The sequence below is a fragment of the Priestia sp. P1_B12_1 genome (assembly GCF_056406695.1).
The window spans coordinates 263,122-277,604 of the sequence record NZ_JBFTZR010000002.1; the positions used below are offsets into that span (position 1 = coordinate 263,122).

Sequence of the window (14,483 nt, forward strand, 5' to 3'; positions counted from 1 at the left end):
GTTAGTTACTATTTAAATGTAAATATGGTAATTTAGTGAAGTTTGGTTTTGTGAATGGTAAAATTGTGTATTTACTAAGTACATAGATTCTTGTTTTTGGAAAAATATTTAAAAAGGAGTTTCTTATATGAAAAAAATAATGAATACCAGCTTAGCAATATCATTCGCTCTATTGCTTTCGGCATGTGGGATGCCGTCTTCAGAGGAATTAACGGGTGACGTGAAAGAAGCACAAGAAAAGGTGAAAAATGTTCAAGTGAAGGTCACTGGAAAAGAAGAAGGCTCCTCTGATTACCAAGTAAACGGAGTACAAGAGTTTGATTTTAAAAGTAAAGCAGGTTACATTAACACAAAAATGAACGGCGAAGAATTGAAGATGTATCATGATGGTGATGAAACGTTAGCTGTGGCTGGAGAAGAAAGCACAAAAGTACAGGGAGAAGAAAAAAAGTACGTTGCGGCTTTAATTAATAACGCTATGGAGCTTCAACAAAATCCAATACGCTACTATCAAAAATATGATAAAAATCTTCCAAATGAATTTGACGTCACCGAAAAAGACAAAGAGTATGTATTAACATTTAACGGAGGCAAGGACAAAAAGCAAAAAATTATAGCAGGTGATGCTAAAGCTTATTATAAAATAACAAATCAAGGCAGTGATACTGCTGTAGACCTTGACCAAATTAAAGGAAAAGATTTTTCGCTTGTTGTGACAATTGATAAAGAAACGAAGCAAATAAAGAAAGTAGTAAAAAATCAGTCGTATCCAGTTAAAGTAGACGGAAAAACAGAAAACTCAAAGTCTAAGCAAACGTATACGTATACGTATACATATAACCAATTAGACAATGTAACAAAACCAAAAGTGGAAGCAAAAGCCGCTGCTGCTTCTAAAGATAGCGGCAGTGAAAAGCCAAGTAAAGAAAAGCAAGCTGCTTATGCCAAGGAAGCGGGACAATACGTGGACGCTTTAATTCAAGCAACTGTTTATCAAAATACAGATCAATTTGTTGCTAAACATCCAAATCAGCAAGATAAGAAACAGGTAGAAGAAAAAGGGGAGTTCCAAAAGAGTTCGTTTGTAGAGTTTTTTGAAACGAATTTTAAAGGTGCTTTATCATCATTGAGCTCAAACATAACCGACGAGCAGTTAAACGAAGTAAGCAGCGCTTTTCTACAAGCTCTTTCATCTACAAAATATAAAATTAAAGATGCAGCGTATAGTGATGAAGATGATGCGTACGTCGTACAAGTCGAAATTCAAGGATTTAACGATGCAAGTGTATTAGCGGAAGTCATGACACCACTTGCAGAAAAATACCAGGCGGGTGAGCTGAGTAACGAGCAGTTAGTCAACGAACTTATTAACGGAGTAGCAAAACGCTATCGTGAGCCAGTTGAATTACTTCCAGCAAAAACAGTCCCTGTACACGTCGTAAGAAATGGTGAAAAAGATTACGAAGTTTTAATGCAAGATGAGTATCTGTTAACATTTGCTCAGCAATCATAGATAGACAAAAAAAGATTTCGGCTATATGCATGAAATCTTTTTTTTTATGTCTCTTTTAAAATATAATTTCAAATATAAAAATAAATTATTGAAATTATATTTCAATGGAATTATAATAACCATAAATTCACTACAAGATGAAAAAGGAGCCGAAAAGATGAATGAACAGCTTACGTTATTAACAACAGAGTCTCAAAATGAACAGACAACGAAGATCGATACAGCTAGTACAAAAGAAATTTTAAACATCATGAATAAAGAAGATCAAAAAGTGGCGCTGGCTGTACAAAAAGTACTTCCAGACGTAGAGGTGGCAGTTGAATTTGTAAGTGAATCGTTTCAAAAGGAAGGCCGGCTTATTTATGTTGGAGCAGGAACAAGCGGAAGGCTGGGAGTATTGGATGCTGTTGAATGCCCGCCTACTTTCAGTACCAATCCGGATCAAGTACAGGGATTGATGGCTGGAGGAGAAAAAGCATTTGTTAAAGCAGTTGAAGGTGCTGAAGATAAAGAAGAGTTGGGAGCAGCAGATTTACAAAAAATTTATTTGAATGAACGAGACACAGTCATTGGAATTGCTGCAAGCGGACGCACTCCTTATGTGATTGGTGCATTAAGATATGCAAAATCTGTAAAAGCTAAAACGGTGGCGCTGTCTTGCAATGGTAATTCTCTTATTGGAAAAGAAGCGGACCATAGTATTGAGGTGGTAGTAGGTCCGGAAGTGCTAACAGGTTCCACAAGGTTAAAAGCAGCAAGTGCTCATAAAATGATTCTCAACATGATTTCTACCGCGGCTATGATCAAAGTAGGAAAAGCGTATGAAAACTTAATGATAGATGTTCATGTGAGTAATGAAAAGCTTAAAGAACGAGCGATAGGTATTATTTGTAAAATTACAGGTGTTTCTTATGAACAAGCAAGCCAAACGCTTGAAGAAGCAAATAATGAGGTAAAAACAGCAGTGGTTATGATCAAAACAAATGAAAATTATGACACCGCGAAGATGTTGCTGAATAATGCGGGCGGTTATGTGAGAAAAGCGATTGAACATTACGTATAAAGGAGAGAAACGATGTCAACAGGCGGATTAACAATGATTAAAAACACGGTGGCTAAGCTTCCTGATTCGGAGAGGAAAATTGCTGAATATATTTTAAACAACCCGCATACTGTGGTAAACAGTACGGCTGGAGAATTAGGTAGACTAGCGAATGCGAGCAGTGCTGCTGTTATTCGTTTGTGTAAATCTATCGGGGTTAGCGGGTTTCAAGAATTAAAGGTAAGAGTAGCCGGTGATTTAGCTAGAGATACGGAGCAAGGATACCGCGATATTGAAACAAATGAAACGATTCAATCTATTGTCAAAAAAACGGCAAGCAACAGCATTCAAAGTCTAAGTGATACGGCCGAGCTTGTGAATTATAAAGAAGCAGAGCGGGCTGTTTTAGCGCTGATTGAAGCCAAAAATATTCATTTTTTTGGAATCGGTGCTTCACATATTATTGCGATGGATGCGCAGCAAAAATTTCTTCGAATTAATAAAAATGCCACGGCTTTTGCAGATAGCCATTTAGCAGCTACACTCATCGCAAATGCAAGTAAAGACGATGTAGTTGTGGGCATCTCTTTTTCAGGAGAGACTCCTGAAGTAAGCAACGTCTTATCTTTAGCTAAAAATCGCGGAGTAAAGACGATTAGCTTAACCAAATACGGACAGTCTACCGTTTCGTCTTTAGCAGATATCTGTTTGTATACGTCTTATTCTCAAGAAGCGCCGTTTCGAAGCGCAGCTACATCGTCTCGTTTAGCCCAGCTTTATGTGATTGATGTACTATTTTTAAGTATTGCAGCGCAGCAGTATGACCAAACGATTGAGTATATTGATAAAACAAGGGATGCCATTCAGTTTTTGAAAACTAAGAAATAAAAAAGAAAGCGATTACAAAAAGGGGATTTTGTGGTCTGTTTCCTCAGTACCGTATCCATCTAAGAGGAAAATACAAAGGGGGATTAACATGTCTTTAGATAATCATCAATTAGCAAAGGTTATTTTGGAGATGCTTGGGGGAGCATCAAATATTGAAGCGTATACGCATTGTATGACGCGGCTGCGCGTGACTGTAAAAGATGATTCAATTGTAAAAAAGGCAGATATACGAAAGCTTGAAGGCGTACTCGGATTAGTGGAAGAAGAAACGCTGCAAATCATTATTGGTCCTGGAAAAGTAAACAAAGTAACAGAGGAGTTTGAAAAGTTAATTGATGAATCTGGCGGTATTAATTTAGAAAACCGTGCGGCTCAGCGGAAATCGGAGCTGAAAGAAAAAAACGCAACTCCGTTTAAGCTCTTGCTTCGCCGAATTGCAAGTATTTTTATTCCGTTAATACCTGCTCTTGTAGCATCTGGACTTATCACCGGAGTGACAAAAGCAGCAGTTCAAGCGAAGTGGCTTCCTGCAGATTCACAGATTGCTATTCTTTTAACCGTTATCGGAAGCGGCTTATTTGCTTATCTGGGTATTTTAGTAGGTATTAATGCGGCAAAAGAATTTGGTGGTTCGCCGGCTTTAGGGGGCTTAGCAGGTATTTTAGTCATTAATCCTGCCGTAGCTGATATTAAACTTTTTGGTGAAGCACTTTTGCCGGGTCGGGGTGGCTTAATAGGAGTCTTGCTTGCAGCAATCTTTATGGCCGTAGTGGAAAAACGTGTGCGTAAATTTGTCCCTCAGTCACTGGATATTATTATTACACCAACCGTTACGGTGTTAATTACAGGCATTATTACGTATGTAGTATTCATGCCAATCGGCGGCTTGATTTCAGACGGAATCACAAAAGGCCTTTTAGGAGTTTTGGAGGTTGGAGGAGTTGTAGCAGGCTTTGTTTTAGGAGCAACATTTTTGCCGCTCGTCATTACAGGACTTCATCAAGGTCTTACTCCTGTTCATTTAGAGCTTATCAATTCAATTGGAGATGATCCGCTTCTTCCTATACTAGCAATGGGCGGAGCCGGTCAGGTCGGTGCAGCTTTTGCTATCTATATCAAAACAAAGAAAAAACGTTTAAAGCGAGCAATTGGAGGCGCTCTACCTTCAGGGCTGCTTGGAATTGGAGAGCCGCTTATTTTTGGAGTCACACTTCCTTTAGGACGCCCCTTTTTAACCGCTTGTCTTGGAGCTGGAATCGGCGGAGCGTTTCAGGCGCACTTTCATATTGCGACTGTAGCAGTGGGAGTCTCAGGTTTGCCGCTTACGTTTTTAGTTCATGCGCATCAAATTCTTCTTTATTTACTCGGGTTAGTTGTTGCTTACGCAGCCGGCTTTGTTTGTACGTATTTCTTTGGATTCAACGATGAAATGGCGAGAGAGTTTGAATGATTGGCATTTCGTTTTATTTAAATGATAGTGATGCTAAAAAAAGATTAATAGAAGCAAGTGAGTGCGGCGTCACACGTGCATTCACTTCGCTTCACATTCCAGAGGAAAAAGGAGATTTGGCTGAACGGGCAAAAGAACTGCTGTATGTGGCTAGAGATTGTGGAATAAGCGTGTATGCAGACGTATCCAAGCATACGCCGGTTCATTTAGGTATCGAAAGCCTTATGTCGCTATCTTCACTTGGCGTATCTGGTATTAGACTAGACGATGGGTTTAGCACAGCAGAAACTCTTTCGCTTGCGAATGAATTTTATATTGCCGTTAATGCAAGTACGTTATCCAAACAAGAAATTGAAGCACTCTTATGTGCAGGTCTTCATCATCATCAGCTGCTTGCATGGCATAATTTTTATCCGCGGCCTGAAACAGGGCTTGAAGAAACATTTTTTCAACAGCAGACAGATTTATTTAATGAACTTCGTATCCCAGTCTGCGCTTATATTCCCGGGGAAGGCGAAAAGAGAGGCCCTATTTATCAAGGTCTTCCTACTAGAGAAAAAGACCGTAATAGATGCCCTTTTACCTCTGCAGTAGATTTATACGGCTGCGGAGTAGCGGAGGTTTATATTGGAGATCCATATGCCGGTTCAAATTTATTAAAGCGTTTGGTTCAATATCAAGAAAGCAGCATTATTCCGCTGCGCATTCGTTCACCTCATATAGAGGGAACGTACAGCGTGCGTCCAGATGTATCAAGAGACGCTCTGCGTTTAGTTGATACACGATCTGTAAAACCGGTGCCGCCATTTCATACAGTCGAGCGCAGAATCGGAGCAATTACAATGGACAATGATGGCTACGGACGTTATAGAGGAGAGGTTCAAATAGCTAAAACGAATTTGCCTGCAAATGCGAATGTGAACGTGATTGGGTATGTGATAGAAGAAGATCATGAGCTGCTTTCGTTAGTGAAACCGGGGCAAAAACTTGAGCTTGTTCCTGTCTGAATGGAAAAACGGTGTATTTTTAAAGAAGCCGATAGCTAACTAGTAAGCTTATAAAAGTAAAGAGCACACACTGCTTAAAAAAAGTGTGTGCTTTTTATTTTACTAAAAAGGAAACTATTTTCATTGCTGAATCATGAACCTTTCTATTGAATAAAACGCTTTACTATGATAAAACTATTACAGGTAAACATATGATAATCGTTTAATTTTATAGAGATACAACGCCACTAGGGGTGCTTTCTAAGCTGAGAGAGACGAGAAGTCTTAACCCTTATAACCTGAACTAGGTAATACTAGCGTAGGAAAGAGGTATTGTAATGGATGTTTTGTATGGTATTTCCTTACGAACTCGTTATAATAATTTTTTGTATATAAACAAAAACACTTCTTTCCTGCGAAAGAAGTGTTTTTTTATGCGTAAAGGAAGGTGTCATACATGGAAGAAACAATTGATTTGCTTGTCAAACAGGTAGAGGAGCGCAAAGGGGAGCTAATCCAGTTAGTAAAAACGCTTGTTGCATATAAAACGCCAGCGCCTCCTGCACGAAATTCTAATGAAGCGCAGCGCTACGTAGCGGATTTCCTTGAAAACTGCGGTTTTTCCATCGATATGTGGGATTTATATTGCAACGATCCTATTGTAGTGGGCACGTTAAAAGGGAAAAAATCAGCTGACTATCAAAGCTTAATTATTAACGGGCATATGGATGTAGCTGAGGTACAAGAAAATGAAAAGTGGGAGACAAATCCGTTTGAAGCTGTGGTAAAAGACAACATGATAATCGGACGCGGAGTTGCTGATATGAAAGGCGGCTTGGCAGGAGCATTATTTGCAGTCCAGCTTTTAACAGAAGCAGGAATCGAACTGCCGGGAGACTTGATTTTTGAATCCGTTGTAGGAGAAGAAGTGGGAGAGGCAGGTACGCTGCAATGCTGTCAGAAAGGATATACAGCTGACTTTGCGCTTGTTGCTGATACGAGTGATTTACATATTCAAGGTCAAGGCGGAGTGATCACGGGATGGATTACGATAAAAAGCAGTAAAACCTATCATGACGGTACACGCCGAAGTATGATTCATGCTGGAGGAGGTCTGTTAGCTGCGAGTGCTATTGAGAAGATGGCAAAAGTGATCGGAGGGCTGCAAGAATTGGAGCGCCACTGGGCTGTTACAAAAAGCTATCCAGGATTTTTGCCGGGAACAAATACGATTAATCCAGCAGTAATCGAAGGGGGAAGACATGCTGCTTTTATTGCAGATGAATGCAGGCTGTGGGTCACCGTTCACTATTATCCCAATGAATCATACGGCCAAGTATCAAAAGAAGTGGAAGAATACATTTTAGCTATTGCAAAAGCAGATCCATGGTTAAAAGATAACCTGCCAACCTTTGAATGGGGAGGCACATCAATGATTGAAGACAGAGGAGAAATCTTCCCGTCATTAGAAATTGATGAAAATCATGCTGGAGTCCAGCTGCTTGCACATACTCATGAACAACTTGAAGGGAAAAAGCCCCCAATCGATGTGTCAACTAGCGTAACAGACGGGGGATGGCTAGCTGATGCGGGGATTCCGGCCGCTATTTATGGTCCGGGAAATTTAGCAAATGCACATGCTGTGAACGAACAATTAGATATAAATCAGCTTGTTCAATATACAAAAGTGATGTTGCAGTTCATTTATACGTGGCTGCATACGCATAAGGAGTGATCATCATGAAATTTAGTGAACGATTATACGAAAAGCTGCAGCCTATTTGGCGTCAAAATCATAATCATCCCTTTGTACAGGGAATGGGAGACGGAACGCTTGAAAAGGAGAAGTTTCGCTTTTACATGATTCAAGATTACCTTTACCTAATTGATTATGCAAAATTATTTGCGATTGGAGCCATGAAAGCTACTGATGTTCAAACGATGGGGAAATTTGCTGCACTTTTGGATTCTACATTAAACGAAGAAATGAGCCTGCACCGTGAGTATGCCAAGAAATTTGAAATCAGCGAAAAAGAATTAGAAAAAGCGCAGCCATCTCCTACAACGCTTGCATACACACACTATATGCTGCACGTTGGTCAAAGCGGCACATTAGCTGAATTAGTGGCGGCTCTTTTGCCTTGTATGTGGAGCTATTGGGAAATAGGAAAAGAACTCAGTGAAAAGCCTGGAGCTAACAATGAGTTTTATCGTGAGTGGATTGAAATGTACAGCTCAGAAGAATTTGGAGAACTAGCGACATGGTGTATTAATTTATTCGACTCACTTACTGAAGACAAATCAGAAGCGGAGTTAGAAAAGCTCGAAGAAATTTTCTTGAATACAACGCGTTTTGAGTATATGTTCTGGGATATGGCTTATAACGAAGCGATGTGGCCAATTCATGAATAAGTCTGTGTTATCTTTTCAAAACGTCAGTTTTACGTACAAAAACGGTGATCAACCGATTTTAACATCATTAAACTTAGACGTAAAAGAAGGCGAGTTTGTCAGTATCGTTGGAGCGAGCGGTTCTGGGAAAAGTACGTTGTTTCGTCTCATTACAGGTCTTGAACAGCAGAGTGAAGGCGATATCGTGATTAACGGACAGTCTTATGAAAAACGGCTTGGAAAAGTAGGCTACATGCCGCAGCAAGATTTGCTTCTTCCGTGGCGCACGATTTTAGACAATGCAGCTCTGCCGCTTGAGCTTCACAATGTGTCAAAAGCAAGTGCTCATAGGCAAGTATCTCAGCTGCTCGAAGAGTTTGGTTTAAAAGGGTATGAAAATCGTTTTCCAAGTGATTTATCCGGAGGGATGAAGCAGCGTGTTTCTTTTCTGCGAACGATATTAAGCGGTTCTAACGTACTGCTTTTAGATGAGCCTTTTAGTGCGCTTGATGCCATTACGCGTTTATCAATGCAGGAATGGCTGCTTGAACAATGGCAAAAGCGTAAACATAGCATCTTATTTATCACTCATGACGTAAACGAAGCCCTGTTTTTATCAGATCGTATTTTTATCTTTTCAGACAAGCCGGTAAGTCATCTTGAAGAGATTAAAGTACCGCTTAGCAGGCCTCGAACGCAAAAAGATTTGAATCAACAGCGTGTGCTTGATGTGAAAGATTATTTAATTGAACAGCTAAGATCGAAGGTGAACACATGAAAAAATACGGGGCTTCAGTTATTTTAGTCGTCATTTTGCTGGCTGCTTGGGAAATTGGAGCACGCATTGTAAACTATCCGTTTATTTTACCAACGCCCACTGGTATTTTAACGAAGCTTTGGGAGCTGCGAATGGATTTATTGTTTAAGCATTTACCAGCTACGCTATCTATTGTTGTAATTGGGCTGGTTATATCCGTGGTGCTGGGAGTTATGCTGGCTGTATGGATGAATTGGAGTCCGCTTATTGAGCGTGCTTTCTATCCGCTTATTATTGCGTCGCAAATGATTCCCACCATTGCCATAGCTCCTGTATTTGTTCTGTGGTTTGGCTACTCCATTTGGAGCAAAGTGATTGTGACCGTATTAATTACTTTTTTTCCTATTACGGTTAGCACATTTGACGGGCTTCGTTCGACCAATAAAGAGTTAAAAGAACTCATGCTGACCATGGGAGCAACAAAAAAAGATATTTTCTTTAAGTTGAACATTCCTTCTGCACTGCCTCATTTTTATTCAGGGCTCAAAGTAGCGGTTACCTTTAGTATAATAGGTGCTGCCATTGGCGAATGGTTAGGTGCACAAGCAGGCTTAGGATATTTCAGTCGTCGTATGATGACACAGTTTGATGCAGCTGGTGTATTTGCACCAATTGTGATTTTATCCGCGCTTGGTATTTTATTCTTTATTATTGTAGTAGGTTTCGAAAAACGTTCATTAAAGTGGAGGAAAACAGAATGAAAAAATGGTTTGTAATTGGTTTAAGCCTGATGCTTGTTTTGATGCTCGCTGCTTGCGGCCAGGACAAGGAAAATAAAGCTGGTGACAGTAAAAAATTAAAAGACGTTACAATTATGCTTGATTGGTACCCAAATGCAGTGCACAGCTTCATTTATGCTGCACAAGAAAAAGGATATTTCAAAAAAGAAGGGCTGAATGTGAAAGTACAGTTTCCTGCTAATCCAACAGACTCGCTTAATTTAGCAGCTGCGGGGAAAGTTACACTCGGCCTTTATTATCAGCCTGATGTAGCAATGGCACGAGCAAATGAAGATGTGCCGGTAAAGTCGGTAGGAGCAATCGTAAGGTCTCCATTGAACCGAGTTGTGGCGTTGAAAGATAGCGGTATTAAGCGTCCTAAAGATTTAGAAGGAAAAGTAGTAGGATACAGCGGAACACCATTAAGTGAATCTGTTCTAAAGAAAATGGTGAAAAGCGATGGAGGAGATCCGAATAAAGTAAAACTAGTAGACGTAGGATTTGAGTTAAATTCATCGCTGATTAGCAAAAAAGTAGATGCCGTAATAGGTGCATATATTAACCACGAAGTACCATTACTTCATAAAAAAGGATATAAAACAGTTGACATTGATCCTTCAGATTACGGCGTGCCATCTTATTATGAGCTAGTGGCAGTTACTGGGGATCAAACATGGGCAAAAGATTCTGATACGATTAAAGCGTTTTGGCGTGCCGCTACAAAAGGGTATGAGTACACAGAGAAACATCCAAAAGAATCACTTCAAATTCTATTAGATAACCAAGATAAATCAAACTTCCCCCTTGAAAAAGACGTGGAAACAAAAAGTTTAAATATTTTACTTCCGAAAATGAAGTCTGAACAAGGATTTGGCAGTCAAACGAAAGAATCATGGCAGTCAAATGTAGACTGGTTAAAAGAGTCAGGATTAATTAAGAAAAAGCCAAATGTAGATGAAATGTTTGAGAATATCGGAGAATCCAAGTAAATAATTTAAGACAAATTTAAAAAAACCTTCTTATACTGAACGTAACTTTCTGAACGAGAAAGTGAAAAGGTAAAGGAGGTTTTTTTATGGCTTTTACAATAGTAGATAAGGAAACATGTATTGCTTGCGGAGCATGTGGAGGGAGCGCACCAGGTCTTTATGATTATGATTCAGAAGGTCTTGCTTATGCGGTGTTAGATAACAACGAAGGAACAAAAGAGGTTCCTGAAGATCAGCAAGATGAGATGATGGAAGCGTATGAAGGATGCCCAACAGAATCCATTAAAATCGCAGAGCAGCCGTTTTATGGAGATGCAACAAAATTCGAATAAGTTTTTTAAAAAAGTTAACGATAAAGTACATTTAGTTATGACATAAGTGAATATTTGGTGAAATAGAAAGTTTCAAAATAAAAAAGGTCTTGCCTAGAGCAAGACCTTTTTTTATTCTAAATTTGCATGCTTTCCGTACATTGTATGGGTATCAAGTTCTTTCTTCTCCATGAAGCGAAGAATCAGCGCATCGTAAAAGAGAAGAAGCGTTTGCTCAAACAGCGACGCCATAGGCTGTACTGTTTGATAACTGCTTTGTTCTTGATCCTTAGGAGCACCAGGCAGCTTCACGATAAAGTCAGCCAGCTTGCCAAGCGTGGAGTCGGGAGAAATTGTGACTACTCCAACTTTTCCTCCAAGTTCTTTTGCTTTTTGAGCGATAGGAATCAAGCTCTTCGTCTCGCCAGAACCTGATCCGATGATTAATAAATCATCCTTTGTGAAAGTAGAAGTCACGGTTTCTCCAATGACATAAGCATCAATGCCCATATGCATCATACGCATAGCAAACGACTTGCCCATAAGACCTGAACGGCCTGCTCCAGTGACAAACACTTTTTTAGATGAGATGATGCCATTTACAAGCTGCTCAGCTTCATCATCAGCGATTAGAGCTGTTGTTTGTAAAAGCTCATTCATAATTGTTTTTAAATGTTCGCTTGTCTGCATAGAAAGCTCCTTAATTTGTAATAAGCTCTTTCATTTGAGAAGCAACTGATTTTTTATCATCTTGGCTCGTGATTCCTCCACCAACAATAACAAGATCAGGCTGTGCTTTTACTACTTCAGGTAAAGATTCTAATTTAATGCCGCCAGCAACGGCTGTTTTTGCATTTTTTACAACGCTTTTGATTGTTACTAAATCTTCAAAAGAGTTTTGACCAACTGCTTGAAGATCGTATCCTGTGTGTACACAGATATAGTCAACGCCAAATTCGTCTAGCTCTTTTGCGCGTCCTTTAATATCTTTTACCCCAATCATATCGACAAGAATTTTTTTACCTTGTTTTTTTGCTTCTTCTACAGCACCTTTGATTGACATATCTTCAGCAACACCTAAGATGGTAATGATGTCTGCTCCGGCTTGAGAAGCTTGCTGTACTTCATAGCCAGCCGCATCCATAATTTTTAGGTCAGCTAATACTTTTAAGTTAGGAAATGCTTCTTTAATTTCTTTAACGGCGCGAAGCCCTTCATTGATTACAACTGGCGTACCGATTTCTACGATATCAATATGTTCTTCAACTTCTTTTACTACCTCTTTTGCTTGAGCGATATTAACAAGATCTAATGCTAATTGTAATTCCATTCTACTCCACTCCTTAGAAAAATCTATAGATACCTTTTGTGCTTTTTTACGTAAAAAGCAGCTGGTTTAGTTATTGTACCCGCAGTTTGAGGTTCTTAAAAGTACGCACTTTTCCCGCAAATAGTGTGGGAAATGATAGTATACAGAAGTATACTAATGGACATATCAGTCTTGTAACCGCTTAATTTTCATTAAAAATGCGGATGATGTTGAGTAACATCATCCGCATAAAAAAATAAAAACTATGGAATAGAAGGAGTGGTTTCCATCATTTAATTAACGTTTCCGCCTTTTGTTCTTGATTAGCGAGCACTGTATCACGGTAATTTTTACCCCAATCGTACATAGCTGTCAAAATCGGCATTAAACTTTCTCCTTCTTTCGTAAGTGAGTATTCGACTTTAGGTGGTACGACAGGATAGACTTTACGATTAACAATCAGATCTTCTTCCAGTTCCCGCAGCTGATTAACCAGCATGCGCGGCGTAATATCAGGAATAAGCGATTTTAATTCCCCGAACCGTTTTGTTCCTTCACGTCCTAAGTGCCATAGTATCAGCATCTTCCATTTTCCACCGATAATAGCAAGCGTCAATTCTTTTTCACAGTTAAATTCCTTATTAAGCTGGCTCAATTGCTTCACCCCTATGACCAATAGTATAAAATTTATTTTAAAGTACTTCTTATTATACCGGTGCTGACAATCCTTTTACAAAAATCCGGCTTGCGCTTTTCCGTTAAAAAAGGGGAGCTTTTTTATTACATAGTTATTCTTGACTAGTGGGAGCAAAAAGGTGGCCTTTAGTCATGTTTTTTGTGTTCAATTGTTTAAATATAAAAAAAGATGGGAAATCACTCAATAACAATGCTAAAGGAGGCAGTAAAAATGGAAAGAAGTCGATCTGAATTACAAAACCCTGCTGTAAGCAACAGCGCAGGCATTAACAACGATATAGGAATCAATAACAATCCACAGACAGCTAATAGCCCTACTGCTGTTAGCAACGGAAAAAGCTGCAGCAGCAAGCTCGTAAAAGGTGTTGTTGTCGGAGCAGTTGTGGGTGGATGTATAACACTACTCGATAGCAAAACTCGTTCGTCTGTTAAAAGAAGAGCTGTTACGTTAAAGGACTCTTCTACAAACATGATTAATCAAGTAAAAGAAAATCCTCAAGAAACAAAAGAAAAAATGGTGCAGCAAATGAAAAACGCATCGAATCTTTTAAAAGATGCAATTAATGATGCTAAACATTTGTACGAGCGTGTAAATGAAGATTTCTTTAAGCAAGCAGAAGATGTGAAAAGCGTTACGCATGATGCAAAATCGACGGTAGAAGATGCTAAAAGTGATTTACAGCAAATTGGTGAAAAAGTGAAAGATGCAACTTCTGAAATAAGTAAGGAAAAGATGACGCCAGACGAAAAACCAGAAGCTGAGCGTGAAAGAACATACCAGTCTATTCACTAAAAGGGAGATGTTAACTGTGAGTCAAATGAATGAAGGAACTACAAAAGACATGAACAAAATTGAAGAAACGGCAGATAATTTAGGGACGGAGAAAAAAGAAGCAATTTTGCAGAACTTTGATACGTTTACCGATTATTTAAGTCAAAAAGTTCATGTCGGTAAAAAGCTCGGGTTAAGTGAGGAACAATTAACGGCCGCTACAAAAAAAGTGGCTAGCTATTTAGCCAAAAATGAGGAGCCTCGAAACCGAGAAGAAAAAGTCCTTCATGAGTTATGGAAAGTCAGCAGTGAAGAGGAAAAGGAAGTCCTTTCTCATCTCATTTTAAAACTAGTTGCGTAACATTAAAAAAGCATCCCATCTATCAGGATGCTTTTTTAATGTATTAAGATGATTGATTTTGAGCCTCTTGAATCGTTTTATCCCAGTCAATACCGCAATCATCCGTTGCACAAGAAGATTGCTGTGCGCAGCTTGCACATTTTCCCTGAGTACTCTTGCGGAAGAATTTTGTCATATGATAAAGAGCATATCCAAATATCAAAACCCCAATTAAAATGTTAATAATCAATGTTATTCAC

General features: G+C 39.2%; 17 protein-coding genes and 1 riboswitch. Of the genes, 13 read left to right on the forward strand and 4 right to left on the reverse strand.

The window, feature by feature from the left end; translation table 11 throughout:
* Positions 1–127: 127 nt before the first annotated feature.
* The 11 genes from AC1D0Y_RS06910 to AC1D0Y_RS06960 all read left to right on the forward strand — a co-directional run bounded on the left by AC1D0Y_RS06910 (position 128) and on the right by AC1D0Y_RS06960 (position 11,127).
* Complete coding sequence (locus tag AC1D0Y_RS06910) at positions 128–1,513, forward strand: DUF6612 family protein (RefSeq protein ID WP_477707403.1); 1,386 nt, start codon at positions 128–130, stop codon at positions 1,511–1,513.
* A gap of 157 nt (positions 1,514–1,670) precedes the next feature.
* The gene (gene murQ, locus AC1D0Y_RS06915) at positions 1,671–2,576 is read left to right on the forward strand and encodes an N-acetylmuramic acid 6-phosphate etherase (protein ID WP_477707404.1); all 906 of its coding nucleotides are present in this window, start codon (positions 1,671–1,673) and stop codon (positions 2,574–2,576) included.
* A 12-nt stretch (positions 2,577–2,588) separates the two neighbouring features.
* Positions 2,589–3,443 carry a MurR/RpiR family transcriptional regulator gene (locus AC1D0Y_RS06920; RefSeq protein ID WP_013081906.1) on the forward strand — a complete coding sequence of 285 codons (855 nt, stop codon included), beginning with the start codon at positions 2,589–2,591 and terminating at the stop codon, positions 3,441–3,443.
* A gap of 88 nt (positions 3,444–3,531) precedes the next feature.
* Positions 3,532–4,893: a PTS transporter subunit EIIC gene (locus AC1D0Y_RS06925; RefSeq protein WP_050689257.1), complete on the forward strand. Its 1,362-nt coding sequence runs from the start codon at positions 3,532–3,534 to the stop codon at positions 4,891–4,893.
* Positions 4,890–5,900: a MupG family TIM beta-alpha barrel fold protein gene (locus tag AC1D0Y_RS06930; RefSeq protein WP_477707405.1), complete on the forward strand. Its 1,011-nt coding sequence runs from the start codon at positions 4,890–4,892 to the stop codon at positions 5,898–5,900. The genes AC1D0Y_RS06925 and AC1D0Y_RS06930 overlap by 4 nt, the downstream gene beginning before the upstream one ends.
* Before the next feature lie 219 nt (positions 5,901–6,119).
* Positions 6,120–6,222, forward strand: a riboswitch (TPP riboswitch).
* A 114-nt stretch (positions 6,223–6,336) separates the two neighbouring features.
* Positions 6,337–7,614, forward strand: coding sequence for an acetylornithine deacetylase (locus AC1D0Y_RS06935; RefSeq protein WP_272767598.1), 1,278 nt, complete (start codon positions 6,337–6,339; stop codon positions 7,612–7,614).
* A gap of 5 nt (positions 7,615–7,619) precedes the next feature.
* On the forward strand, positions 7,620–8,291 hold the full coding sequence (tenA, locus tag AC1D0Y_RS06940) for a thiaminase II (RefSeq protein ID WP_060744898.1): 672 nt from the start codon (positions 7,620–7,622) through the stop codon (positions 8,289–8,291).
* Positions 8,284–9,048 carry an ABC transporter ATP-binding protein gene (locus tag AC1D0Y_RS06945; RefSeq protein WP_060744899.1) on the forward strand — a complete coding sequence of 255 codons (765 nt, stop codon included), beginning with the start codon at positions 8,284–8,286 and terminating at the stop codon, positions 9,046–9,048. Before tenA ends, AC1D0Y_RS06945 begins: the two co-directional genes overlap by 8 nt.
* The gene (locus AC1D0Y_RS06950) at positions 9,045–9,788 is read left to right on the forward strand and encodes an ABC transporter permease (RefSeq protein ID WP_028407613.1); all 744 of its coding nucleotides are present in this window, start codon (positions 9,045–9,047) and stop codon (positions 9,786–9,788) included. Before AC1D0Y_RS06945 ends, AC1D0Y_RS06950 begins: the two co-directional genes overlap by 4 nt.
* Positions 9,785–10,795: an ABC transporter substrate-binding protein gene (locus AC1D0Y_RS06955; RefSeq protein WP_060744901.1), complete on the forward strand. Its 1,011-nt coding sequence runs from the start codon at positions 9,785–9,787 to the stop codon at positions 10,793–10,795. Before AC1D0Y_RS06950 ends, AC1D0Y_RS06955 begins: the two co-directional genes overlap by 4 nt.
* 86 nt (positions 10,796–10,881) lie before the next feature.
* Positions 10,882–11,127: a ferredoxin gene (locus AC1D0Y_RS06960; protein ID WP_060744902.1), complete on the forward strand. Its 246-nt coding sequence runs from the start codon at positions 10,882–10,884 to the stop codon at positions 11,125–11,127.
* A gap of 111 nt (positions 11,128–11,238) precedes the next feature.
* On the opposite strand, the gene hxlB is transcribed toward AC1D0Y_RS06960, so the two are convergent.
* From hxlB to hxlR, 3 genes are all read right to left on the reverse strand, one after another.
* Entirely contained in the window at positions 11,239–11,796 is a 558-nt protein-coding gene (hxlB, locus tag AC1D0Y_RS06965) for a 6-phospho-3-hexuloisomerase (protein ID WP_217598938.1), read from the reverse strand.
* Between the two features lie 10 nt (positions 11,797–11,806).
* A complete protein-coding gene (hxlA, locus tag AC1D0Y_RS06970) occupies positions 11,807–12,436 on the reverse strand; it encodes a 3-hexulose-6-phosphate synthase (RefSeq protein WP_028407617.1) in 630 nt (209 codons plus the stop codon).
* A gap of 268 nt (positions 12,437–12,704) precedes the next feature.
* The gene (gene hxlR, locus AC1D0Y_RS06975; protein WP_028407618.1) at positions 12,705–13,070 is read right to left on the reverse strand and encodes a transcriptional activator HxlR; all 366 of its coding nucleotides are present in this window, start codon (positions 13,068–13,070) and stop codon (positions 12,705–12,707) included.
* A 252-nt stretch (positions 13,071–13,322) separates the two neighbouring features.
* Between hxlR and AC1D0Y_RS06980 the strand changes: the two genes are divergently transcribed.
* Together AC1D0Y_RS06980 and AC1D0Y_RS06985 are read left to right on the forward strand one after the other, a co-directional pair.
* Positions 13,323–13,904, forward strand: coding sequence for a hypothetical protein (locus AC1D0Y_RS06980; RefSeq protein WP_028407619.1), 582 nt, complete (start codon positions 13,323–13,325; stop codon positions 13,902–13,904).
* Positions 13,905–13,920: 16 nt separating this feature from the next.
* Positions 13,921–14,244: a DUF3243 domain-containing protein gene (locus AC1D0Y_RS06985; protein ID WP_013055602.1), complete on the forward strand. Its 324-nt coding sequence runs from the start codon at positions 13,921–13,923 to the stop codon at positions 14,242–14,244.
* A gap of 43 nt (positions 14,245–14,287) precedes the next feature.
* Here AC1D0Y_RS06985 and AC1D0Y_RS06990 read toward each other — a convergent pair whose 3' ends face one another.
* Complete coding sequence (locus tag AC1D0Y_RS06990) at positions 14,288–14,473, reverse strand: FeoB-associated Cys-rich membrane protein (protein WP_013081918.1); 186 nt, start codon at positions 14,471–14,473, stop codon at positions 14,288–14,290.
* Between the last annotated feature and the right edge of the window lie 10 nt (positions 14,474–14,483).

What these genes read in the sequence shown, in the direction of transcription:
- AC1D0Y_RS06950 (WP_028407613.1), top strand. Translation starts at nt 9,045, where the DNA reads ATGAAAAAATACGGGGCTTCAGTTATTTTAGTCGTCATTTTGCTGGCT.
- AC1D0Y_RS06910 (WP_477707403.1), top strand. Translation starts at nt 128, where the DNA reads ATGAAAAAAATAATGAATACCAGCTTAGCAATATCATTCGCTCTATTG.
- AC1D0Y_RS06960 (WP_060744902.1), top strand. Translation starts at nt 10,882, where the DNA reads ATGGCTTTTACAATAGTAGATAAGGAAACATGTATTGCTTGCGGAGCA.
- tenA (WP_060744898.1), top strand. Translation starts at nt 7,620, where the DNA reads ATGAAATTTAGTGAACGATTATACGAAAAGCTGCAGCCTATTTGGCGT.
- hxlB (WP_217598938.1), bottom strand. Translation starts at nt 11,796, where the DNA reads ATGCAGACAAGCGAACATTTAAAAACAATTATGAATGAGCTTTTACAA.
- AC1D0Y_RS06955 (WP_060744901.1), top strand. Translation starts at nt 9,785, where the DNA reads ATGAAAAAATGGTTTGTAATTGGTTTAAGCCTGATGCTTGTTTTGATG.
- AC1D0Y_RS06920 (WP_013081906.1), top strand. Translation starts at nt 2,589, where the DNA reads ATGTCAACAGGCGGATTAACAATGATTAAAAACACGGTGGCTAAGCTT.
- AC1D0Y_RS06980 (WP_028407619.1), top strand. Translation starts at nt 13,323, where the DNA reads ATGGAAAGAAGTCGATCTGAATTACAAAACCCTGCTGTAAGCAACAGC.
- AC1D0Y_RS06930 (WP_477707405.1), top strand. Translation starts at nt 4,890, where the DNA reads ATGATTGGCATTTCGTTTTATTTAAATGATAGTGATGCTAAAAAAAGA.
- AC1D0Y_RS06945 (WP_060744899.1), top strand. Translation starts at nt 8,284, where the DNA reads ATGAATAAGTCTGTGTTATCTTTTCAAAACGTCAGTTTTACGTACAAA.
- AC1D0Y_RS06935 (WP_272767598.1), top strand. Translation starts at nt 6,337, where the DNA reads ATGGAAGAAACAATTGATTTGCTTGTCAAACAGGTAGAGGAGCGCAAA.
- AC1D0Y_RS06925 (WP_050689257.1), top strand. Translation starts at nt 3,532, where the DNA reads ATGTCTTTAGATAATCATCAATTAGCAAAGGTTATTTTGGAGATGCTT.
- hxlA (WP_028407617.1), bottom strand. Translation starts at nt 12,436, where the DNA reads ATGGAATTACAATTAGCATTAGATCTTGTTAATATCGCTCAAGCAAAA.
- murQ (WP_477707404.1), top strand. Translation starts at nt 1,671, where the DNA reads ATGAATGAACAGCTTACGTTATTAACAACAGAGTCTCAAAATGAACAG.